18 protein-coding genes are annotated in these 22,498 nt (G+C 74.1%); 11 read left to right on the top strand and 7 right to left on the bottom strand.

All coding sequences use genetic code 11. The annotated features are described in order from the left end of the window. Positions 1-18: 18 nt before the first annotated feature. Both ACFVXH_RS35435 and ACFVXH_RS35430 read left to right on the top strand, forming a co-directional pair. Positions 19-2,073 (top strand): dipeptide ABC transporter ATP-binding protein, encoded by a 2,055-nt coding sequence (locus tag ACFVXH_RS35435; protein ID WP_387830109.1) that lies wholly within the window; start codon positions 19-21, stop codon positions 2,071-2,073. Between the two features lie 82 nt (positions 2,074-2,155). Next, complete coding sequence (locus ACFVXH_RS35430; protein WP_387830106.1) at positions 2,156-3,271, top strand: hypothetical protein; 1,116 nt, start codon at positions 2,156-2,158, stop codon at positions 3,269-3,271. Positions 3,272-3,428: 157 nt separating this feature from the next. Here ACFVXH_RS35430 and ACFVXH_RS35425 read toward each other — a convergent pair whose 3' ends face one another. Then, complete coding sequence (locus tag ACFVXH_RS35425) at positions 3,429-4,076, bottom strand: hypothetical protein (protein ID WP_387830103.1); 648 nt, start codon at positions 4,074-4,076, stop codon at positions 3,429-3,431. A 543-nt stretch (positions 4,077-4,619) separates the two neighbouring features. On the opposite strand from ACFVXH_RS35425, the gene ACFVXH_RS35420 reads away from it, so the two are divergent. Together ACFVXH_RS35420 and ACFVXH_RS35415 are read left to right on the top strand one after the other, a co-directional pair. After that, positions 4,620-5,171, top strand: a complete 552-nt coding sequence (locus tag ACFVXH_RS35420; protein WP_387830158.1) for a hypothetical protein — start codon at positions 4,620-4,622, stop codon at positions 5,169-5,171. A gap of 376 nt (positions 5,172-5,547) precedes the next feature. Further along, entirely contained in the window at positions 5,548-6,480 is a 933-nt protein-coding gene (locus tag ACFVXH_RS35415; RefSeq protein WP_387830101.1) for a TIGR03619 family F420-dependent LLM class oxidoreductase, read from the top strand. A gap of 37 nt (positions 6,481-6,517) precedes the next feature. Here the strand turns inward: ACFVXH_RS35415 and ACFVXH_RS35410 are convergent, their stop codons facing one another. Both ACFVXH_RS35410 and ACFVXH_RS35405 read right to left on the bottom strand, forming a co-directional pair. Then, positions 6,518-7,996, bottom strand: coding sequence for a carboxylesterase/lipase family protein (locus tag ACFVXH_RS35410; RefSeq protein ID WP_387830155.1), 1,479 nt, complete (start codon positions 7,994-7,996; stop codon positions 6,518-6,520). 83 nt (positions 7,997-8,079) lie between these two features. Further along, positions 8,080-8,337, bottom strand: a complete 258-nt coding sequence (locus ACFVXH_RS35405; protein ID WP_387830099.1) for a hypothetical protein — start codon at positions 8,335-8,337, stop codon at positions 8,080-8,082. 379 nt (positions 8,338-8,716) lie between these two features. On the opposite strand from ACFVXH_RS35405, the gene ACFVXH_RS35400 reads away from it, so the two are divergent. From ACFVXH_RS35400 to ACFVXH_RS35390, 3 genes are all read left to right on the top strand, one after another. Then, on the top strand, positions 8,717-9,094 hold the full coding sequence (locus ACFVXH_RS35400) for a cyclic-phosphate processing receiver domain-containing protein (RefSeq protein WP_387830097.1): 378 nt from the start codon (positions 8,717-8,719) through the stop codon (positions 9,092-9,094). Positions 9,095-9,340: 246 nt separating this feature from the next. Continuing rightward, positions 9,341-9,916, top strand: a complete 576-nt coding sequence (locus ACFVXH_RS35395; RefSeq protein ID WP_387830094.1) for a leucine-rich repeat domain-containing protein — start codon at positions 9,341-9,343, stop codon at positions 9,914-9,916. A 58-nt stretch (positions 9,917-9,974) separates the two neighbouring features. Next, a complete protein-coding gene (locus ACFVXH_RS35390) occupies positions 9,975-10,721 on the top strand; it encodes a hypothetical protein (protein ID WP_380744078.1) in 747 nt (248 codons plus the stop codon). A gap of 160 nt (positions 10,722-10,881) precedes the next feature. Here ACFVXH_RS35390 and ACFVXH_RS35385 read toward each other — a convergent pair whose 3' ends face one another. Next, positions 10,882-13,065 (bottom strand): glycoside hydrolase domain-containing protein, encoded by a 2,184-nt coding sequence (locus ACFVXH_RS35385; protein WP_387830091.1) that lies wholly within the window; start codon positions 13,063-13,065, stop codon positions 10,882-10,884. 288 nt (positions 13,066-13,353) lie between these two features. Between ACFVXH_RS35385 and ACFVXH_RS35380 the strand changes: the two genes are divergently transcribed. Then, the gene (locus tag ACFVXH_RS35380; RefSeq protein WP_387830089.1) at positions 13,354-15,000 is read left to right on the top strand and encodes an FAD-binding oxidoreductase; all 1,647 of its coding nucleotides are present in this window, start codon (positions 13,354-13,356) and stop codon (positions 14,998-15,000) included. Positions 15,001-15,043: 43 nt separating this feature from the next. Here ACFVXH_RS35380 and ACFVXH_RS35375 read toward each other — a convergent pair whose 3' ends face one another. Beyond that, positions 15,044-16,078: a hypothetical protein gene (locus ACFVXH_RS35375; protein ID WP_387830087.1), complete on the bottom strand. Its 1,035-nt coding sequence runs from the start codon at positions 16,076-16,078 to the stop codon at positions 15,044-15,046. Between the two features lie 314 nt (positions 16,079-16,392). On the opposite strand from ACFVXH_RS35375, the gene ACFVXH_RS35370 reads away from it, so the two are divergent. Next, the gene (locus ACFVXH_RS35370; protein ID WP_387830085.1) at positions 16,393-19,095 is read left to right on the top strand and encodes a LuxR C-terminal-related transcriptional regulator; all 2,703 of its coding nucleotides are present in this window, start codon (positions 16,393-16,395) and stop codon (positions 19,093-19,095) included. A gap of 17 nt (positions 19,096-19,112) precedes the next feature. Here the strand turns inward: ACFVXH_RS35370 and ACFVXH_RS35365 are convergent, their stop codons facing one another. Both ACFVXH_RS35365 and ACFVXH_RS35360 read right to left on the bottom strand, forming a co-directional pair. Then, positions 19,113-19,715, bottom strand: coding sequence for a transglutaminase domain-containing protein (locus ACFVXH_RS35365; protein WP_387830082.1), 603 nt, complete (start codon positions 19,713-19,715; stop codon positions 19,113-19,115). Positions 19,716-19,847: 132 nt separating this feature from the next. Continuing rightward, the gene (locus ACFVXH_RS35360) at positions 19,848-20,570 is read right to left on the bottom strand and encodes a DUF4232 domain-containing protein (RefSeq protein ID WP_387830079.1); all 723 of its coding nucleotides are present in this window, start codon (positions 20,568-20,570) and stop codon (positions 19,848-19,850) included. Between the two features lie 1,014 nt (positions 20,571-21,584). Between ACFVXH_RS35360 and ACFVXH_RS35355 the strand changes: the two genes are divergently transcribed. Next, entirely contained in the window at positions 21,585-21,722 is a 138-nt protein-coding gene (locus ACFVXH_RS35355) for a cold-shock protein (RefSeq protein WP_117491311.1), read from the top strand. A gap of 112 nt (positions 21,723-21,834) precedes the next feature. Then, a complete protein-coding gene (locus tag ACFVXH_RS35350) occupies positions 21,835-22,413 on the top strand; it encodes a hypothetical protein (RefSeq protein ID WP_387830077.1) in 579 nt (192 codons plus the stop codon). Positions 22,414-22,498: the final 85 nt, after the last annotated feature.

Raw genomic sequence — 22,498 nt, 5'->3', positions numbered from 1 at the left:
CCGACGGAGGTTCCGGCAGTGGCGCTCCTCGAAGTGACCGGCCTGCGCACCGAGATCCGACTGAAGCACTCGGTGGTGCGGGCCCTGGACGGCGTCGACCTCGCGGTGGACGCGGGCGAGACCCTCGGCATCGTCGGCGAGTCGGGCTGCGGCAAGACCATGACCGCCATGTCGATCATGCAGCTGCTGCCGAACGGCGGCAGCGTCGTCGGCGGCAGCGTCCTGCTCGACGGCCGTGACCTGCTCGCGCTCGGCCCCACGACGATGGACCGGGTGCGCGGCAACGACATCGGGATGATCTTCCAAGACCCGACCACCTCGCTCAACCCCACCATGACCATCGGCCGGCAGATCTCCGAGTCCGTCCGCATCCACCGCCGGGCCTCCCGCAAGGAGGCGCACGAACGCGCCGTCGAGATGCTGTCCCTGGTCGGCATGCCCAGCCCCGCCCGGCGGGCCCTGGTCTACCCGCACGAACTGTCCGGCGGCATGCGCCAACGGGCCATGATCGCCATGGCCCTGGCCAACGAGCCCAAACTGCTCATCGCCGACGAGCCGACCACCGCCCTCGACGTCACCGTCCAGAAGCAGATCCTCGAACTCATCGACCACCTCAAGCAGCAGCTCGGCATGGCCGTCATCCTGGTCACCCACGACCTCGGCGTCATCGCCGGACGGGCCGACCGGATCGCCGTCATGTACGCCGGGAAGGTCGTCGAGACCACCGGCACCGAGGCGCTCTACGGCAACCCCCGCCACCCGTACACCGAGGCGCTGTTCGCCTCGCTGCCGGAACGCTCCGCCCGCTCCGGCGGCCGGCTCTACTCGATCCCCGGCCTGCCGCCGGACCTGACCACTCCCCCGCCCGGCTGCCGCTTCGCCGCGCGCTGCCGCTACGCCACCGAGCAGTGCCACGCGCAGGAGCCGCCGCTGTCCGGGGAGGTCCCGGACCACCGCTACGCGTGCTACTTCCCGGTCGGCGAGGCCGGATCGGGCGTCCGGTCCGCAGCACGGACGGCGGCTGTACAGGCTCCGGCGGTGACCGACGAGGTGACGGCAGCGGCTGACGGCCCGGCGACCGAACCGCTGCTGCGCGTCGAGCACCTGGTCAAGCAGTACCCGGTCACCAACGGCCTCGTCCTGCGCCGGACCGTCGGCGCCGTCAGCGCCGTCGCCGACCTCTCCCTGACCGTCCGCCGGGGAGAGACGCTCGGCCTGGTCGGCGAGTCCGGCTGCGGCAAGACCACCGTCGGCAAACTCATCGTCGGCCTGGAACGGCCCACCAGCGGCAGCCTGGTGTTCCAGGGCCGCGACCTCGCCCTGGCGCCACGGGCCGAGCGGCGCCGGCTGCGCCGCGACGTCCAGCTGATGTTCCAGGACTCCTACGCGGCCATGAACCCGCGGATGCCGGTCCACTCGATCATGCGCGAACCGCTCGACATCCACCGGGTCGACGGCCCGGCCGAGCGCGACCGGCGGATCCGGCAGATCTTCGACCTGGTCGGCCTGCCGCTCACCGCCCTCGACCGCTACCCACACGAGTTCTCCGGCGGCCAGCGCCAACGCATCGGATTGGCCCGCGCCTTGGCCCTCAGCCCCCGGCTCATCGTCGCCGACGAGCCCGTCTCGGCCCTCGACGTGTCGATCCAGTCCCAGGTGCTCAACCTGATGCGCGACCTCCAGGGCGAACTCGGCCTGTCGTACCTGTTCATCTCGCACGACCTGTCCGTGGTCCGCTACCTGTCCGACCGGATCGGCGTGATGTACCTCGGCAAGCTGGTGGAGATCGGCCCCGCGCCGTCGGTGTACGCCCGGCCGGTGCACCACTACACCCGCGGCCTGCTCGACACCGTCCCCGTCGCCGACCCGGCGGTGGAACGGGCCAGGAGCAACCGAGGCGTCGCCGGGGAACTCCCCTCCGCGATCGACCCGCCGTCCGGCTGCCGCTTCCGCACCCGCTGCGCGGCGGCGCAGCAGATCTGCGCCGAGGTCGAGCCACCGCTGACCGCCTACGGCCCCGACGACCACCTGGCCGCCTGCCACTTCCCCCTGCGGCCCTCACCTCCCGGGTGAAGCCGCACCCCGGACCGGCTTCGTCCCGTAGCGTTTTCCTTCCACCGCGGGGACCCGCGGTGTACGAAGGGGAGGGTTACCCATGAACTCGCTTGTCTCGACGGCCCGCTGGTTAGGCTCCCTGGCGGTGGCGGGAGCGCTGCTGCTCACCGGGTCCGGCTCCGCCGGCGCTTCCATCGGCACGTCCAGCGGGCCGGTCCCGGGCGTCCCGCAGACCGTCGAACTGGACTCGTCCCCCGCCTCGGTGGCCGTCAGCCCGGACGGGCACAAGGCCTACGTCGCGGTGAAGGACACCACCAAGGGCGCCAAGGTGAAGGTGGTCGACACCCAGAGCGGCGCGATCACCGCGGTGGTGACACTGTCCACCGGTCTCGGCGCCGGCCCGGGACCGCTGGCCGTCAGCCCTGACGGCTCACGCGTCTACGTGCTCTTCTCCACCGCCCGCAAGGCACCGCTGTCCAGCCTGGGCGCCATCGACACGGCCACCGACACCGTCGTCTCCAGCACCGAGGCACCCGACCAGCCGCGACCCGACGGCACCTTCCCCGGCGCCCTCACCTCCCTGGCCGTCAGCCCCGACGGCGCCACCGTCTACGTCGGCCAGGACGGACCGGCCCGCTACCACCGCCCGGCCGAGCCGGGCGCCCGGGTCCTGTCCTTCTCCCCGCAGCAGCAGGCCTACACCACCGCCGTCCCGGTCCCCGGCCACTACCTCGGCTCGATCGTCACGCCCCCGGACGGCGACACCGCGTACACCGCCACCGACGAGAACCTGGTCCGCCTGGACACCAGCACCGCGACCCCGACCATCACCGGAACCACCGCCGCCACCATCGGCTCCCGCCCGATCCTGGCCCTCTCCCCGGACGCCACCCGCCTCTACGGCGTGGGCAACAACGGCACCGGCTACGCCGTAGACCTCGCCACCGACACCCTCACCACCCTCGACCTCGCCCCCGGCCAGTGGCTGCAGAACCCCTCGGTGTCCGCCGACGGCACCCGGCTCTATCTGGTCCTGCAGGACCTCACCAGCGGCGACAGCAAGGCCTCGGTCCTCGCCCTGGACACCGCGACCAACACCCTCGTCCCCGCCGAGGAGATCACCGGCCTCAACTGGGTCACCGCCCTGGCCCTCGGCCCCGACGCCCACACCTTCTACCTCACCGTCAACTCCACCCTGCGTATCCTCGCCCACTGACCGCACCCGCCGCACCCCGCCCCGCCTTCGGGGCGGGGTGCCCCCGTCGGGACCCCCAACCCCAAGGGGGTCCGCCGGGGGCTCCCTCCAGCGTTTCCGTCGCCCGCACCGTCCTCGTCCTCAACGGAATCCGGAAGTGACCACTGCCGGGAATGAGTCAGTGGAACACGATGGCGTGGCCGCCCTCGATGCTTGCCAGGCATGCCCGATAGAGCTGGTACCAGGTGAAGCGCTCCGTCGCGAACGGTCCGTCCACCGCGAGATCCCGAGCCTCCCAGGCCTCCCCCGAACCGGAGGGAACGCTCTCGTCGTCGACGTTGATGCCGATCGACGGCGCCAGGTCCGACAGTTCAGCCAGCAGACGCTGACTGGAGCCGACGATTCCGGCGCCCTCGACTGCCGCCTCATCAGGGAGGAAGAGCGGATCCTCGAACTCGACCGGCACGTAGTAGCCGGAGCTGTCGGAGTGACAGAGCAGATGGGAGGCCAGCCTCGACGTCTCATCCTGGATCTTCTCGCAATCGCGGTCGAACTGGCGCCCGCTGACCTCCAGAGCCGACGTGACAGGTTCGCCGAGGTTCACGAGCACCAGGATGCGGCGCAGCTGGGTCAGGTACCCGTAGGGAAAGCCACCGGAGAAGGTACGGGCACGAGGCGGATCGGTGATCTCCGGCTCGTGCCAGCCGATCCCCTCCTCCACGAGCGCCCGGCCGAGGCGGGCGAAGGCCGCCCGGTGATGGTCGAGACCCTCCGCATCGTTGCGAGCCTGGTCGTAGAGGAGTCCCACTGATATCGAAAGTCCCATGGGCCGGAGTCTAGGAACGACCCCTGACGACGACGGTTCCGCCGCCGCGCCGACAGCCTTGGAGCCCGTGCGAACCGAGTCCGTTGCTCGCCTCCTGGCAACCCGCCCCTCCCTTCGTGAAAGGCTTTCCGGCATGCACGACGTACCGGAGGACCACGCCGTACGGAGCCTTCTGTCAACGATCCGCGCCGGCGACCTGTGTGGTGGGGTCGCATCAGAGGTCACCCGCTCCGGGGTGGCGGTGGCGTTGGACGGGTTCCCGACGAGACCGCTGGGGTTCGTCGGCTCCTTGGACCTGCCCTGGGGGCGGCGTACTTGCGGGCTACGCGGCCGGACCCCTTCCAGGACTTCTCGGAAGAGCACGTCCTCGCCGCCGGGCTCGGGTGTCCCGATCACACAGGTGGGACCGGGGTCGTCGGGCACGGAGCGAGGGCGCGTCGGGGGTGGACAGGAAAATCGGGCGCTCGTTCGTACCGCCTCGGGTACCGTGGCGCACTGCCCTGTCGGGAAAGGCCGCAGCGAGGCGGGGAGGAACCGGTGGAGATGGACGAGGCGGCGCGGGCCGCATGGTGGGAGAACCTGCCCGCGGGGATCCGCGACGAGATCGACGGGTACGTCCTCCAGGACTCCCTCTTCCACGCGCTGCGGACCGTCGTCGATGTGGGCCGCGTCCCCTCCGGCATCGGCATCCGCATCGCACAGGACATCGTCAACGACCGCTACACCCACCACGGCGACCGGATCGCCCGGAGCCCCGACAGCCCCCTCGACCTGGAGTCCCTGGCGTTCCGTGCCGCCGGCTGCCCCGGCCGCGTCGTGGCGATCGAGGTGGTCTGGGACGGCGACACCGTCCACGACTGGTTCACGGTCCTGCTGGCGATCACCGAGGACCCGGTGCGGGAGCACCCGTTGGCCACCGTCTACTCCACCACGGCCAGGAGCTACCTGGACGGGGAAGGGGTCGGCAGCGGACAGCTCGTGTGCGCCGCGGCCGCCGAACACGCGGGCCGGGCCCTGGCCGAGCGCCTGTCGGTCCCCTTCCACTTCGCCAGCCCTGACACCCCGGACGACGAGGCTCCCCGCTGGCGGGAGTGAGAGGTGCGGCGCTGTCGGCCGGAGCTCGGCCGACAGCGCCGCTCAGCGTCGCCGCCCGCCGGGGCATAGACGCGACCGTCTCGAACCCGGCCGGACCGCCGAGCTCGCACACGCCCTCGCCGCCTGCGCACTCGGCTCCGCCACCCTCCCCGAGCCCCTCCGCGACCAGCTGGAGGCCGCCCTCGCCGACGCCCGGGCGGTGCTCGAAGCCTCCCCTCCGGACCCGGACCCGGCCCCGGCCCCGCCGGAAGGCGGCCCGTTCGAACCTCGCGCCCCAGCAGCAAGGAGCTGAACCGCGCGCACCCTGACCGGCGCGCGTCGTGCGGACGGGGGTACAACGGCTGCGGCCGGGGGCGCGGGAGGCCAGGATCGAGCCATGGCCATTCGCTTGGGACTCGGGCTGCCGCAGATGAAGTGGTACGACCTCGCACGTGCTCCGGCGGCGGTGGCACGGGCGGCGGAGCGGGTCGGCTACGACAGCCTGTGGGTCTTCGAGCGGGTGCTGGTCCCCGAGCGGCCGCGGCAGGGCCTGTACGACGTGCCGGGGCTGGCCTGGCCGGACTCCTACCGGTCGGTCGCCCATCCGCTGGTGGTGCTCTCGCTCGCCGCCGCGGCGACGGAGCGGGCCCGGCTCGGCAGCAGCGTCCTGGTCGCGCCCCTGCACGGGCCGTTCCAGCTGGCCCGCGCCCTCGCGACGCTGGACGCGGCGAGCGGCGGCCGGGTGGTCGCGGGGCTGGGGACGGGCTGGTCGCTGGACGAGCACGCGGCCGCCGGGCACGCTCCCTTCGAGGAGCGCGGAGCCGTCCTGGACGAACTGCTGGACGTCTGCGCGGCGGTGTGGGGCCCCGACCCCGTGTCGTACCGGGGCAGGCACGCCCTGATCGACGAGGCGGAGGTCGGGCCGAAGCCCGTACGCCCCGTGCCCGTCTACCTGGCGGCGTCCGGCGGCAATGCCCTGGACCGGGTCGCCCGCCGCGCCGACGGCTGGCTGCCGACAGGCATGACGCCCGGGCAACTGGCCGTCCTGCGGCGTGAGATCGGCGAGCGGGCCGCGTTGTACGGCCGCGATGCGGGCGCGATCCAGGTCTGCGCGAGGGCGAACGTCCGGATCACCGAGGCCCCGGTCCGCGATGCCGAGCGGAAGCCCTTCGTCGGCACGGTCGAGCAGATCGTCCAGGACACGGCCGGCTACGCGGCCGCGGGGGCTGACGAGGTGCTGCTCGACCTCCAGACGAACGCGCGGGACGCCGACGAACTCGCCGATCTGGCGGCCCGGGTGCACGCGGATATCCGCGGCGCGGGGATCTGAGACCCCTGGAAGCCGCCGTCGCCCCGCCGTCAGCGGCTCACCGGACTCCTTCCCAGAGCGACCGCTCCCGGCCGCCCGGGTCCTGCCTCAGCCGGAAGGCGTCACCGGTCAGGTGCAGCACCGAACGGTCCGGGCCGTAGGGCGGCCAGTCGGGCTCCGGCCGTCCCTCGCGGGCGAAGGCGAGCCAGGCGGCGCGCATCCGGTCGGACAGCTCCTTCGGAGGCTCCGCCCCGAGGAGCGGGTCGGTGGTTCCGAAGACCAGGCCGATCTCCGCCATGTGGCAGGCGCCCAGCCGGCCGTCCAAGGCGGGCGAGGGGTGGGCGAACTCGTAGACGAAGGTCCGTGCGCCCAGGGCGGCACGGGCCTCCGCCACGCGGACGGCCGGGATGCGGTAGGAGTGGTCGGTCATCACGGCCGAGAACAGGTCCCCGGGCGTGGCCTCCGGACGGCCGGCCCGGTAGGCGGCGGCCGCCTGCGCGGCGTCGAGCCCGAACGAGGCCAGGAATCCGTGCAGGACCTCGTCCGTGATGCGGTCGGCCATGCCCAACGCGACGAGGAAGAGCCGGAATTCGTCGGTGGTCGTACCGGTGAGCAGGTCGATGTCGCGGCCCGCCCCGGCCGCGACGGCGTCGACGGGCCGGGCGCGCAGGGTCGTCCCGTCGACCACCGGCAGCACCGTGGTGCCGCCGCCGGCGGACTCGCCCCACCGGCCCGGGGCCGTGTCCCGGGCCATCTCCTGGCCGAGGGCGGCGTTGGCGGCGATCAGCCGTTCCGGGGGCACGGCTGCCAGGGCCTCCGTGGTGTGCTCGACCCCGGCGATGGCGGCCAGCCGCTCGGTGATCCGGCGCCCGGTCTCCAGGAAGTGGCAGTGGTGCCCGGCGCCGCTCTGGGTGATCGCGCGGTGGAACAGCCCCTCGGCCCGCTCCATGGTCATCAGCGCCGTGATGCTGATGGCTCCGGCCGACTGGCCGAACACCGTGACGTTGTCCGGATCGCCGCCGAACGCCGCGATGTTGTCACGGACCCACTCCAGGGCGGCTATCTGGTCCAGCAGGCCGAGGTTGGCCGTTCCGTCGGGCAGCAGCAGGAAGCCCTCGGCGCCCAGCCGGTAGTTGAGTGTGACGCACACCGCGCCGTCCGCGGCGAGCCGGGTGCCGTCGTAGCCGGGCAGCGAACCGGATCCGTTGCGGAACGCCCCGCCGTGGATCCAGACCAGGACCGGAAAACGGCCGGCGGCACGCCCGGGTGCGGGGGACCACACATTGAGGTTGAGACAGTCCTCCCCCGTCTCCACGGGCTCCACCAGGAGTTCGGCCATGGCGGAGGAATAGCCGGGCTGCGGCGCGGCCTGCCCCGGGCGGCCGCAGTCGCGCTCCCCCGCCCAGGGCTCGGGCGGCCGCGCCGGACGGAACCGGCGCGGCCCGAAGGGCGGCGCCGCGTACGGGATGCCCAGGAAGGCCGCGACGCCTTCGCGCTCCTGGCCCCGCACCTTGCCGTACGCGGTGGAGACGGTCACGCTCGCCAAAGCAGCACCTCGCATGATGGTCGATCAGCCGACGCGTCACTCCACCACGGAACGCCCGGGAAGCGCCAAGGGATTTAGCCCCAGGTGAAGGCGCCGCAGGGAGCCGGCGGGTCCTCCGGGCCGAGGTGGGGCGGCGCGTACTGGCAGCCCCAGGGCCCGCAGTCCTGGACACGGACCGCGAACGTACCGGTGGCCCTGGTCGGCGCGGCCGCGGCCGGTCCGGCGGGTGCCCGGGGCGCGGGAGCTGCCTGGGCCGGGACGGGAGCGCCCAGGAGGGACAGCGCCAGCACCAGCGGGGCGGAGGAGACGAGGCAGGGGACGCTTCTGCGCATGGGAGCCTTCCTTCGGCCCGGCACCGGGGGACGCGCCGGGCGGCGAGCGGCCGTCCCTCGCCGGGCCTGTTGCCCGGGGACGCCCGCTCCGGTGACCTCCTTCCTCCCCAGGCCCGGGAGCCCCGCACGCCCGACGCAACTCGAACAGATGAACCCGCTGCGCCCGCGCCCCCTCGCGCGCCCCGGCGACGAGCCGGTCGCCCACTTCCCCGCCACCGAGTACGGCCCCGGGCCGCCGCGCGAGCAGTCCACCCGGCACGGACACCAGGACAGCAGCTCCAAGGAGACCCCGGTCGGGGCCAGGCGTGTGCCCGGACGGCGCCGAGCAGCAGCCCAAAACCTCGTGGCCATCCCGCCCACCCGCTGTGAAACTGGCCCGATGGAAGAAGCGCCCACCGCACCGACGCCCGTCGTCCTCGGCATCGACGACCTGCGACCGCTCCCCCGGGCCACACGGATCGCCCGCACCAGCCGCGAAGGCACCCGGCTCCTGGAGGAGCACCGCGACGGCTTCATCGACGAACTCTGGCTCGACCACGACCTCGGCGGCGACGACACCGTCATGCCCGTGGTGGCCCTCCTGGAAGAAGCGGCCTTCGAGGGACGGCCCTTCCGGATCGGAACGGTCTACGTCCACAGCGCCAACCCCGTCGGCTCCGCCTCCGTCGTCCGGTCACTCACGCGCTGGAACTACCGCGTCCGGCGGGCATCGGCCCAGGATCCGGCCGCGCCCACGACCCGTCGACCGAGACGCTAGTGTGTGCGGATGAGTGAGGAGCCGCAACCGCAGGTGTTCTCGAACCTTTGGGCTGACGCCGGCGGTCCCGGCGGCCACGGTTCGCCTCGCGATCGCTGCACGTGCATCGAGCACGTCCGTACCAGGCCGCAGGGGCCGACCCGCTTCCACCGGGAACGCCAGGACACCACCGCACCGGGATGGATCCGCCTTCTCGAACTGGTCGAAGAGGCGGCGGCCGACGGACGTGAGGTCTTCAAGCCGCTCGTGGACCTCACGGCGGAACAGCGGCGCCAGGTCGTCACGCTCCCGCCGACCATCGCCAAGCTCACCTCGGTCAAGCACCTCGTGCTGTACGGCAGCAACCTGGTGCGCGTCCCGCCCGAGATCGGCGCGATGCGCGGCCTTGAGGAGTTCACCCCGTACACCTCCTACCGCCTGCACTGGTTCCCGTACGAGATCACCCGGTGTGCCGGCCTGCGTCGCAGTACGGTGAGCACCCGGGCCGTGTACGGGAACTACAAGCGGCGGCCGCCCTTCCCGCAGCTGCCGACGGCGGCCTCCGCCCGGGGCGTCGACGTCGAGGACCTCGACCCCGGTGTGTGGGGTGCCTCGGCGATCCGTACGTGCAGCGTCTGCGACCGGCGCGTCGAGGGCGTGAACCTTCGTCAGGCCTGGATCTCCCTGTGGACGTCGGGCGCCGACGTCCTGCCGCTGCTGGTCAACGCCTGTTCGACGGCGTGCATCGACGCGCTGCCGGTGCCAGCCGAGGGCTACGTCCAGGTGCCGCACGCCGGCGGGCCGGGTGTCGAGCAGCCGACGGCCGGCCGTCGGCCTCGCTGACGCGGTGCGGCCACGACCGCCGGGGGCGGGGCCCACGACGCAAGGTACGGTCCGTCACATGTCGAAACACGGACGACGGATCCGCCTGACCGCCGGGGCTGCCATAGCCTTGCTCGGCGGCGGCTTCGCGATCAACGCCTGGATGAACCGGGTTCCGGAGACCAGGGTCTACGAGGGCACCGAGGCCGGCCGGTTGCTGCTGGTCGGCTCGGACGGCCGGACCCTGACACTGAGCATCGGGTGGGGTTGTGAGAAGCAGCCCGAACTCGTGGCCCGCGAGTCCGCCGACGCGGTGAAGGTCTCCCTGCGGCACACAGTCCCCCCGGGGTTCTGCGACCCGGGTGGCATCGGACAGATCACGACCCACCTGAACAAACCGCTCGGGGCCAGGGCGCTGAACGACGCCTCCGGCAAGCCCGCCGTCCACTTCGACGAGCGCGACCTCCTGCGGCCCGTGTTCCTGCCGGAGAACTACTCCCCCTATCCCGCGGGCAGGATGGTCCACCTGCCCGGTCTGGCCCCGCTCCCGACCGACACTCCGGCCTGGGCCAGCGGGTACCGACTGGGGACGGGCCCTGAACAAGGCAATCTGATCATCAGCCAGACCCTCCGGAACAGCGCACCACCGGAGGGCCGGGCCGCCCTGGTCAAGGGCCACCCCGCGGCCATCACGCAATCCGATCCGAACGGCGGGCCCCGTTCGCTGACATGGTCGGACGGGACCTACACCTTCGTCGTCACGACCGGTGCTCCCCCGCGGCTCTCGGACGAGGAACTCGTCCGCGTCGCCGAGAATCTGCGGTGACCGACACCACGACGACGTCCGGCGGCCGTCCGTCAGGCCGACCCGGCGGAGTCGCGGCCGCTCCTTCGCCGGTCAGGGCGGAGAGGCTTCATCGAGTCGGACGCCCCCGCCTCCGGGACGTGCCGGGGGCGGGGGCGTCGGGTGCGGGGTGGGCCCGGGGTCAGCTCCGGGTGGCCACGAGCTGGCTGGAGCCGTCCGGCAGGCCCGCGATGGCGGCGCGCAGGGCCGGGAAGGTGCTCGCGCCGTACGGGCCCTGGACGGCGGCGAAGCCGGACCAGGAGCCGTTGCCGAAGCGGGTCTCGTGGTAGACGTTGCCGTCGTTGCCGACCACCGCCACCTGGGACGAGCCGTCCGGCAGGCCGGCGATGCCGACCGTCCGCGCGCCCATGGTGGGCGCACCGACGCCGGAGAGCGGGGCGAAGCCGCTCCAAGTACCGTTGGGGAAACGGGACTCGTGGTAGACGTTGCCGTCGCTGCCGATCGCCAGGACCTGCGAGGAGCCGTCCGACAGGCCCGTGATGGCCACCCGGCCGGCCGCCATCCGCGAGCTGTTCACCCCGGGGAGCGGGGCGAAGCCGCTCCAAGTGCCGTTGGAGAAGCGGGTCTGGTGGTAGACGTTGCCGTCGTTGCCGATCGCCAGGACCTGGGCGGAGCCGTCGGGCAGGCCGGCGATGGCGACGTCCCCGGCCGCCATGGTCGGGGTGCCGACGCCGGGGAGCGGGGCGAAGCCGGACCAGTTGCCGTCGGAGAGGCGGATCCGGTGGTAGACGTTGCCGTCGCTGCCGACGGTCAGCACCTGCGAGGAGCCGTCCGGCAGGCCCGCGATGGCGGCCCGGCGGGCCTGGGTGGCGGGCGTGCCGTCGTCGGGGAGCGCGGCGAAGCCGCTCCAGCTGCCGTTCGCGGCGCGGACCCCGTGGTAGAGCCGGCCGTCCAGGCCGATGCCCAGCTCCTGCGAGGAGCCTCCCGGCAGCCCGGCGATCGCGGCCTCCGAGCCGCGGAAGACGCCCGCCCCGCCCGTCAGCGGGCTGAAGCCGGGCCAGGCGCCCGAGCTCTGGCGCACGCCGAGGAAGAGCGCGGAGGACAGGGAGGGCGGGGCGCTGGTGAGCTGGATGTCGACGTAGTCCTGGTCGATCGCTATGGAGTAGCCGCCCCAGCTCTCCGGGTTCGCCGGCGAGGCGTACTGGTGGGCGCGCTGGTGGTTGGACCAGTAGCCGGCCGGTATCGACGGGTCGGCGGTGTCCTCCTTGCCGTTCCAGTTGGCGCTGAAGACGGCGTCGGGCATGGTGTAGGCGCTGTTGCCGGCGTTGGCGGCGAGGTCCTTCATGCCGGACGAGGAGCTGCTGTAGACACCGGAGTTGTAGCCCCAGGCGTGCAGTTCGTTGGTCCAGGCGGTGAGGAAGGCGAGCACCGTGGCCGAGTACTGCGGGGTGGTGTAGCCCTCCATGTCGTAGTAGAGGAGCGTGCCGGGGCCGAAGCCGAGGGCCTGGGCCTGGGCCACCGCGTCGTCGGCGGCGTTGGCGCCCTCGGTGGCGGGGTAGGCGATCTTCGGGGCCTGCACACCGACGTACAGCGGCATGAAGGACCAGCCCGCGGACTGCTGCTGCTGGACCCAGGAGGCCGTCAGGTTCGGCTGGGCGCAGCCCCGCCTGACACCGCCGATGTAGATGCCGACCGCCCGGTACGGGGAGGAGGTCATCCACGCGTTCATCGCGGCGCCGGAGGGCGCCGTGCAGGCGTCGAAGCCCTTGCCGGTGTAGTTCGTCGCCGACGCGGGCACCTGGGCCGCGGCGGCCATCGGTGCGGCCATGGCCCGGCTGGACGGCGCGGCGGCGGACTTGGGCGTGGCGGACTTCGCGGCGGGGGCCGTCGGGGCTGCGGCGGGCGCCGGCTCCGGTCGGTGTTCCGGCGCGGGGGTGAGCCCGGCACTGGTGATGATCCGGCGCACCAGCGGCTGGTCCGTGTCGTACGTACCGGTCACCGCGACGACGCCGTCCTCCGCGCGGATCGTCTGCGCGACCGGGTTGGAGCCCTCCCGGTCGGGCGCGGCGCCGGCGGCGGGCTCGACCAGCAGGGCCTCCGAGCGGCCGGTCAACCGCGGTGGGCAGACCTGCTGTTCGCCCGGGTGGCCGAGGTACACCGCGTGCTGGTCGAAGCGAACGCAGGCCTGCGGGTCCGCGGCCAGGTCGACGACCGGCCAGGCCGTGGGCACCTGGAAGACGCGGCCCTGGTAGGTCACCTTCTTGGTGTCCGGGCTTCCGGCGGGGGCGGCTACGGCGGAGCCGGCGGCGGGCGCCGCCATGAGGACGGCCGCCGCGACGACCGCGGCGCTCCGGAGCGCTGTCATACGGGTCTTCACCCAGATATCTCCTGACACGACGAAAGGCCGCACGCCGACAGGTCGGCCGCGCGGCACGGGCACGTCACCCTATCCGCGCCCTCGGACAGGTGGTGTCACAGGCCCCTCCGGTCCGGCCGACCGTCCGTCAGCCGTCGCCCCGGGGCCCGTTCCCGCGCGTCGGGCCAGCCCGGCGGACAGGACACGTTCTGTTCTCAACTCCGGTCGCGTGTGGGACCGTTGACAGCGGTAGTCGTCACGGAGAGACCCGGATCGCGGGGGAACGGGGTGGTGGACATGACGGACCGGCCGAGCCCGTACGGACCGAACCGCCGGGGCCTGCTCGCCTCGGCCGGCGCCCTGCTGGCCGGCGGCGCGGCCTCGGGCCTGCCGGGGGCCGCGGGGTCCGCCGGAGGAGCCGCTCCGGCGCAGGCCCCGGGCCGGAGCTCGGCGGTGATCCGGCGGGGCGACCCCCGGTACGCGAGCCTGCTGCGGGGCGACAACTTCCGCTTCGCCGGCGACCCGGACGAGATCCGGGTCGCCGCCACCACCGAGGACGTCGTACGCGCCGTCACGGAGGCGCTGCGCTCCGGGCGGAGGATCGCGCCGCGCAGCGGCGGCCACTGCTTCGAGGACTTCACCGCCGATCCGGGCGTCCGCCTGCTGCTGGACCTCTCCCCCATGGACGCGGTCGGCTACGACCCGGAGCGGCGGGCGTTCGCCGTCCGGCCCGGCGCCACGCTCGGGCGGGTGTACCGGGCGCTGTTCACGGGCTGGGGCGTGACGGTCCCGGCGGGCGCGTGCCCCGAGGTGGGCGCCGGCGGGCACTTCGCCGGTGGCGGGTACGGGCCGCTCTCGCGCCGCTACGGCTCGGTGGTGGACCACCTCCACGGCGTGGAGGTGGTGGTGGCGGACCGGGCCGACCGGGCGCGGACGGTGGTCGCCACCCGTGAGCCGGACGACCCGCACCGGGACCTGTGGTGGGCCCACACCGGCGGTGGCGGCGGCAACTTCGGCGTGGTCACCCGCTACTGGCTGCGCTCCCCGGACGCGACGGGCGACGACCCGTCCCGACTGCTGCCGCCCTCGCCCCGCGAGCTGAAGGGCTACCAGGCGGTCTGGGCCTGGGACGAGCGGATGACGGAACAGGCGTTCACCACCCTGCTGCGCAACTTCGGCACCTGGCACGAGCGTCACAGCGAGCCTGGCTCCCCGTACGCGGGCCTGTACGCGATCCTCTCGGTGGCCCGTCGCGGCGGCGGCCCGATCACGATGTTCGTGCAGGCCGACGCCGCCGTCCCCGACCTGGACCGGATGGTGGCCGAGCTCGTGTCCGCGGTCGGCGCGGGCACCGGCGTCGAACCCGCCGTCGACCACCGGACCGTACCGTGGCTGCACGCCCTCACCTGGCCGGGCGCGGGAGCGGCCGGGGACATGTTCAGCCGGCGCTACAAGCTCAAGGCGGCGTACCTGCGCCGCTCGTACACCGACGCCCAACTCGCCACCACCTACAGCTGGTTGACGGACAGCGCCGCCGTCTCGCACGGCGGTCTGCTGTTCGTCGGCTACGGCGGCCAGGTGAACGCGGTGGCGCCGGGGGCGACCGCGACCGCCCAGCGGGACGCGGTGATGAAGGTCGTCTACCAGACGGTGTGGACGGACGAGCGGGAGGACGCGGCGAACCTCGCCTGGGTGCGGGGGTTCTACCGCGCGATGTACGCGGACACCGGCGGCGTGCCGGTGCCCGGCGAGGTCAGCGACGGCTCGTACATCAACTACCCCGACGCCGACCTCGCCGACCCGGCCTGGAACCGCTCCGGCGTCCCGTGGCACACCCTCTACTACAAGGACGGCTACCCGCGGCTCCAGGCCGTGAAGGCCCGCTGGGACCCGTACGGGCTCTTCCGGCACGCCCTCTCCGTCGAGCCCCGGCCGGCCCCGTGACGCCGCTCCGGAACAGCCGGGTCCCGTACGGACGGACGGCGGGTCAGCGGACGGTCACCTGCCAGGCGCTGTAGGCCGTGGCCATGCGGCCGGCGATGCTGGGGCAGTAGTAGGTCGACGGGTTCATGGTGGCGGCGGGGAAGACGGTCGAGTTGGAGGGGCCGGCGTCGCTCCAGGCGCCGGTGGCGGGGGTGCGGACCTTCAGCCCGGTGGTCTCGACGACCCGTCCGCTCAGGTCCTGGCAGACGCCCACGTTGCCGGTGGCCGTCCGGTCGGAGTAGTACTCGAACATGTCCCAGCCGTAGTCGAGGCCGGTCTGGTCGGTGCCCCGGCTGGTGAAGAACGGGTCCCAGGTGCTGGTGGCGACGTTGTAGAGGGAGGCGCTCCAGGTGTTGGTCCGGGCGTCGGTGAGCTGGACCTGGAGGCTGTAGGCGGAGCGGCCGTTCACGGTGGCGCCGTACTTCCGGAGGAAGGCGGCGTCGATGTCGACGGTCGCGCCGACCGCCTGGGAGGGGTCGGTGGTGCACCAGTCCCAGGCCCATATCTGGGCGCTGTCCCGGGTGTGGACGGTGACCATCTCGATGCAGGAGTTGCTGCGCGGCTTGGTGGTGGGGGCGTAGAGGAAGTCGTTGGCGCCGCTCAGGCGCAGCGCGTCGTCGAGGGTGTGGGTGGCGATGACGGCGTCGTAGCCGGTGTTGCCGTTGGGGCCCAGCTCGGTGCCCCACCACCGGTGGGCCTGGGCGGCGATCGGTGCCGGGGCGGTGCGGTTCGTGGCCGTCTCCGAGGGTCGCGCCTCCGTGGCGAGGCCCGCGCGCAGCTCGCGGAACCGCTGGACGGCGGGCCGGTCCTGCGGCCTGACGCCGGCGTCGCCGAGGACGCGGCCGGACACGGGGGCGCCCGTCGGCGCGTCGGCCCGCGGGGCGGCCGGGTGGGCGGCGTGGGCCGGAGCCGACGCCGGGACCGGGGTCGCCTGGGCGCCAGGTGCGAGGGCGGTTCCGGCGACGGCGAGGGCGCACGCGCCGGCGGCCGCGGCCGCGGTCCTCAGTACGGACGAACGGCGCGACAGCGTCGTGCTCATGACACTCCTAGATGTGGGGGAACCCGAGGGGGTGGCAGCCACCGCCCGCCGGGGAGCGGACCCGGAAGCGTGGGGGGATCCGGTCACCGGCGAACGGAGCGGGTGGCCATCAGCGTGGGCCAGGCCCCGGCACGACACAATCCGGCTGCCGGAAGTACCCATACTCAATCAATCCACCCGGCCTGAAGGCTGGTTGCCCACCCGGGCGTCCGAACCCCGAACCGCGGGCATCCTCACGATCGGGCCCGGCGGGCGGGCGCAGCCCCGTACGCACCGCCAGGACGTACGCACCGTCAGGACGAGCGGAGGCGAGCATGAACGACCCCTGGAAGGCCGTGCTCCACGGTTCCCTCGCCAACCCGGCCCGCCCCGGGACGGTCCTGCTGGTGGAGGGCCCGTCCGGCACCGGCAAGTCGCACCTCGTGGCAGGGCTCCGCCGCCGGCGCCCGGCCGGCTCCAGCTGCCTGACCCTGACCTGCGCCGGCCCGTCCGACGACGACGCACAGCACACCTTCGACGCCCTCGACGCCCTCACCCGCGCCCTCGGCGACCCGACCCGGACCGCCGTCCCGACCCTGCTGGTCGTGGAGGACGTCCACCGGGCCGACGAACGCACCAGGCGCCGGATCCGGCACCTGGCCCGCACCCTCCCGAACGGCTGCGCCCTGGCGCTCACCTGGCGGCCCGAGGACCTTCCCGCCGACCGGCCCCTGCTGGGCGAGCCGCTCTCCTGCCCGCCCGGAACCGCCGTCCTCCGGATCCGGACCGGTCCGCTCCCGGCCGCGGCGGCACGGGAGTTGACCGAACGGACCCTGGGCGCCCGGTGCCCGGACGACGTGATCGAGCGGCTGTACGCGGTCACCGGCGGTGTCGCCCAGGTGCTCGTGGACGTCCTGCCCGTCCTGGCCGGCACCGTCCTCGCCGACACTTCCCCGGGCGGCCCGACCGTGGACGCCGTCGAGGCACTGGAGGCCCCACCACGCCTGGCCGAGACCGTACTTCGCCGACTCGCCCACCTCCCGGCGGACGCCCGGCGGCTGGTGCACGCCGCGGCGGTGCTGGGCGAACCGGCCTCCGAAGCCGAGCTGGCAGCCCTGACCGACCTGACGGCGGAGACGGTGCGCGGCATGCTCCTCGCCGCCCTCACCGCGGCCGTGCTGACCGACCTCGGCCCCCGGCTGTACGGCTTCCGCGTGCCGCTCGCCGCCCGGGCCGCGGCCGCGAGCCTCCCCGCCCCCGAACGCGCCGACCTGCACCACCGGGCGGCGCAGGTGCTGAGACGGCGCGCCGACGTCCCCTGGCCGCAGGTCGCCGGGCACCTCCTGGCGGCAGGGGTCCGCCGCGGCCTGGTCCGGGCCGCCGAGCGCGCCGCCGAGACCCACGCCGCCGCCGGGCGGCACCGCGAGGCCGCCCGGCTCCTCCAGGACCTGCTCGCCGACCGCCGGATCCCCGGCCCCGCCCGCGCGAGGCTCGCCACGGCGGCCCTGCGCCGCATCGCCGGGTTCACCCTCCAGGACGCCGGTGTCCTGCTCGACACCCTCACCGGCGCCCCGCTCCTGCCCGGCCCGCTGCGCGCCCAGGCCCGGGTACTGCAGGGGCTGTCGCTGTGCACCCCGACGACACCGGACCACGACGGCTGGCTGCACCTGGAGCGCGCCGCCAGGACCCTCCCCGACGAACCCGGCCTCGCCGCCCGCGTCCTGGCCGCGATGTCCATGCCGCACTGGCCCGGCATCCCCCTCGCCGAGCACCGGCAGTGCGCGGAGCGGGCGGGCGCCGCGCTGGCGGCCACCACCGACCCCGTCCTGCGGGCCGCCGTCAACGCCAACCTCGTCGGGCTGCTCCTGACCCTCGGCGACCCCGGGGCCGAACAGGCGCTCCCGGCCCGGCCGTTGGGGGAGTACCAGGGCAACGGTGACGCCGCGTCGGCCGGTCACCGGGCCCGCGCACTGTGCAACGCCGCCGACGCGACCCTGTGGCTAGGCCGCTACCACGACAGCCGGTCGTTCCTCGAACGCGGCGCGGCCCTGGCCGGACGCCACCACGCCGGCCCCCACGTCGCCCACGGCATCCGCAGCATCCGGCTGCTCCTCGACTGGGCCACCGGCCGCTGGACCGGCCTCGCCGACCGGGCCGCCGACCTGGTCGCGGACACCGCGCGAACCCCGGTGCTCGGCCACGAGGCACGAACCGTCCTCGCCGCGCTGTGCCTCGCCCGCGGCGAGTGGTCGCAGTGCCGGGCCTGGCTGGCCGGCGGCCTGGCCCCGCACCCGGACCAGCAGTTGGCACCGGTGGCGGCGCTCTCCTCGACCGTACTCGTCCGGCTGGCCCTGGCCCGCGGCGACCACGACGACGCCAGAGCGCACGCGACGCAGGCCTGGGGACGGCTGCGCAGCAAGGGCATCTGGGCCTGGGCGGCGGAACTGGCGCCCTGGGCCGTCACGGCGGCGCTGAGCACCGGCGACCCCGCCACGGCCCGGACGATGGCCCGGGACCTCCGCACGGCCCCCGGCGCCCCGCACCTGCCGCTCGCCGCGGCCGCCCGACGGTGGTGCCGCGCCACCCTGGCCGAGCACGACGGGCACCTCGCGCGCGCCGCCGACGGCTACCGCGCCGCCGCGGACGCCTACGCCGCGCTGCCCCGCCCGTACATGGCCGCCCTGGCGGCGGAGGCCGCCTCCCGCTGCGCCGCGGGCGAAGGCGAGGGCGCCGACCGCGACACCGTCGACCGGCTCACCGACGCCCTCCTCGTGCTGACCGGGCTCGGCGCCACCCACGACGCCGCCCGCGTCCGCTCCCGTCTGCGCGCCCTCGCACCCCCGCGCCGAGGCCGGCCCGCCCATCCCGGGCTCTCCCCGCGCGAACGGGAGGTCGCCGAACTCGCGGCCGGAGGCCTGACCAACCGTCAGATCGCGGCCGCACTGCACCTGTCCACCAGAACCGTCGAGAACCACGTGGCCAGGGTGCTGCGCAAGCTGTCCGCGCCGTCCCGCCGGGACCTCCCCGCACGCCTCTGACGCGCGCCTCTACCGGCTCAACGTCCGGGCCGCCCCGGAGCCCCGCCGTCGACCGGCAGCTCGCCCGGGAGGTAGCCGTAGCCGGCCCGGCCCGGCACCGCCTCGGCGAGGGCCCGGACCAGCGCGGCCGGCGGCGCCGCGAATATCCCGGGGTAGTCGCACTCCCCCAGCTCCGGCCGCACCGGCCAGGCCAGCCGTTCCCGCTCCAGGTCGTACCGCGCGTCGACGCCCTCACGGTTGCCCCGGGCGTCCAGGCGGGCCCAACGGCCGTTCAGGTGCACGGCGTTGAGGGCGTGCAGCACGAAGTCGCCCTCGCCGTCCGCCAGCCGCTGGTAGCACAGGCCCGTCGGCACGCCCTGCGCTCGCAGCAGCGCCGCCAGCAGGTGGGCCTTGCCGTGGCAGATCGCGTTGCCCGCGGCCAGCACCTCCGAGGCGCGGAACGCCCCGCTGTAGGCGCCCGCGTCGGCGGAATGCCGGACCTCGTCGCGGACGTGCTGGAAGGCCGCCTCGGGGGTGGCCAACTCGGCGGCCAACCGCCGCAGTTGCCGGTCCTGGTGGTCGATGACCCCGTCCGCCACGAGGTAGGCGGCGAGGTCGTCGGTCTCCGGTTGCAGGATCATGCCGCCCATCGTGCCCCGCCCCACGGGCCGCACGGGCGGAGTTCCAGCCCGTGGACAGGGCCTGGGGCCCGGGAGCGGGGCGGCCGGAAGCGGCGTTGCCGGAAGCGGGTTCGGACGTACGGCGAGCCGGGGCTACTTGGGGGCGGCGGTCATGGAGGCGACCGCGTCGGCCACGCTGCCCCGGTAGTTGCCCATCTTGGGGTTCAGGACGTGGGCCCCGGCGGGGAGCGGGAAGTTGCGGGTGTTCGCGAGGGGCATGTTGGTGCCCTCGCCGTCGACCAGCACGTTGATCTCGTTGATGCCGGGGGCGGTGCCGGTGGTGGCGCCGCTCGGGTCGAGGTCGATCACCGCGTAGGCGCTCCGGCCCGCCGGGACCGGGAACCGCTCCGTGCCGCTGGCGAGCACCGGCTTGAGGTTCTTGCTCTGGTCCCGGGCGGCCGAGTCGCCCAGGTCGACGCTCGGGGAGGAGCTCAGGCTGCAGGCCTTCGCGCCGGTGTTGCGCACCTCGATCACCCACTGGTTGGCCGCCCCGGCGCGCGCCGACGCGTTGATCGAGAGGCTCTGGATGTCGCACGGCTGGGCGGCGGCACTCCCGCCACCGGCCCCGCCACCGCTCGACGGGCTCGCACCGGCCGGCGTGTGCGCGGCGGTGGGCGCCGCCGAGCCGGCGGGAGCCGGTGCACCCGGAGCCGATGCGCCCGCCGAGGGAGCACCGGCGGCCGCCTTGGTGGGCGCGGAGCTCGCCGAGCCGGCGGGCGCGTCGGTGTTCTCGGGCCCGCAGGCCGTCAACGCGAGCCCCGCCCCGACGACGAGGACGGCGGAGACGAACAGCGGGCGACGGCGACGGACGGACATGGTGGCTCCCCGATGACGATGCGGACTGCTTGATCGAACACACCACAGGACGGCCGGACGACGGCTTTCGGTGCCATCCGCAGCGTCACAATCGCCAGGACATGACAGGGACCGGACTGTGACATTCGGTCAGCCGCAAGGCAGTTGACGGCACCCCTGCCCTGCCGGTATGCCCGGCCTCCCAGCCCGGCCCGGGTGCGGCGTATCCGCGGGAGTACTCCGGCCTGGGCCACCGGGGTTCCCATTCGCCTCACAGCACATGCGTCGGAGGACTCCCGTTGTGACGATGTCCCCATGAACCAGATCTAACGAACGGATAGGCGAATGGCAGCCTCGGGCTCTGTGACACGACGTACGGCAGGTCGGCGTCCACCGCTGCGGCACGCGGTGGTGCCGCTCGGGGCGGTCGCCCTGGTCGTGGCACTGGCCGCTCCCGCCGCCGCGGCGGAACCGGCGAACGACGGGGTGGAGATCGCCACCGCGAGCACGTCCGGCAGCGTCCTGACCTGGACCGGCAGCTACTCCTGCGAGACGTCCATGCTGATCGCCGGCATCACGGTCACCGCCACGGACACCACCGGCGGCTCCGGCTCGCAGACCATCCCGGTGAGCTGCCTGGGCGGTCCCACCGGCCACGCGGTCAGCGGTCACGTCGACAACGGGCTCCTGGGATCGGGCGGCGACTGGGGCGACGACATCACGGTGACCATCACCCTGGACGGCGCACTCGGCACCGCGCTGGGCTACGACCGGATCGTGCTGCTCGACAACCAGGTGGGCGAGGTCTCCCTCGACGGCGCGACCCCGGACCAGAGCGGTAACCTGGCGGTCACCGGCGGGTTCACCTGCCCGGCCGCCGGCACCGGCACCATCACCGCCGACGAGAGCGCCCCGTTCCAGAGCCCCGTCCTGGCGACCGGCTCGCTGCCCCTCAGCTGCTCCGCGCCCGGAGCCCAGGCGACCTTCACCTTCCCCACCGCGAGCACCAGCCCCCGCGGCCGGGCCACGGGCACGGTGAAGTGGTTCAACTCCGAGAAGGGCTTCGGCTTCATCACCCCGGACAGCTCGACCGCCGACGTCTTCGTCCACTTCAGCGGCGCCACGGGAGGGACCCCCGGAAGCCTGGACGCCGAGCAGCGGGTGACCTTCTAGCCGGCCCGCGCCCCGCTCCGACCTCCGGCCGGTCGCACCTGCCGGACAGGCCCGGTACCCCGGGGGCGTACAGAGCGCCTCCGCTCCGGTCCGACGAAGAAAGGGAACCCGCATGTCCGTACGTCGAAGCGCCCTGACCGTGTCCGCCGTCCTCGCCGCGCTGGCCACCGGCGTGGCACCGGCCGCCGATGCCGCCCCGGCAACCGCCTCGGAGATCCTGAACTGCACCGTGAACGCCGCCGTCACCTTCGACCCGGCGTTGTCGGCCGGCCCGGAGGCCACCACCGTGACGATCGGGGGGACGGCGACCGGGTGCACCGACTCCCAGAGCGGCCCGACGGCCGTGGTGGGCGGCACCGTCACCGCGACGCTCACGTTCGGCACGCTCAGCTGCAACCCGCTCACGGTGCCGGCGCTGGTCCCGGGCTCCACGGCGACCTTCACCTGGAACCTGCAGAACGGGACGCATGCCAGCAGCACCATCACCAACATCGCCGTCGTCGAGGTCGACGGCGCCGGCACCCTCACCGGAACCGTCACCGGCTCCTCCTCCCGCCTCGCCGGGGAGACCCTGACCGCGGTCCTGAACATCGACAGCGACCAGCCGATCATCGACAACTGCATCGACGTCCTGCTCGGCGCCCCGCCCATCGCCCACTCGACCCTCACCGCCGCCACCGCCTTCAGCTGACCCCGCGTCACACCGGCTCCGCGCGGCGCCCGGGACAACCGGGCGCCGCGCGGGTGCCGGGTCCGGGCCGGGAGGTACGGGCGGG

Origin of the sequence: Kitasatospora sp. NPDC058184 (genome assembly GCF_042883725.1) — a bacterium.
In the GTDB taxonomy this organism is placed as follows: Bacteria; Actinomycetota; Actinomycetes; order Streptomycetales; family Streptomycetaceae; genus Kitasatospora.
Note: the sequence above shows the minus strand (reverse complement) of the source record. Positions and strands in the feature narration are given on the sequence as shown.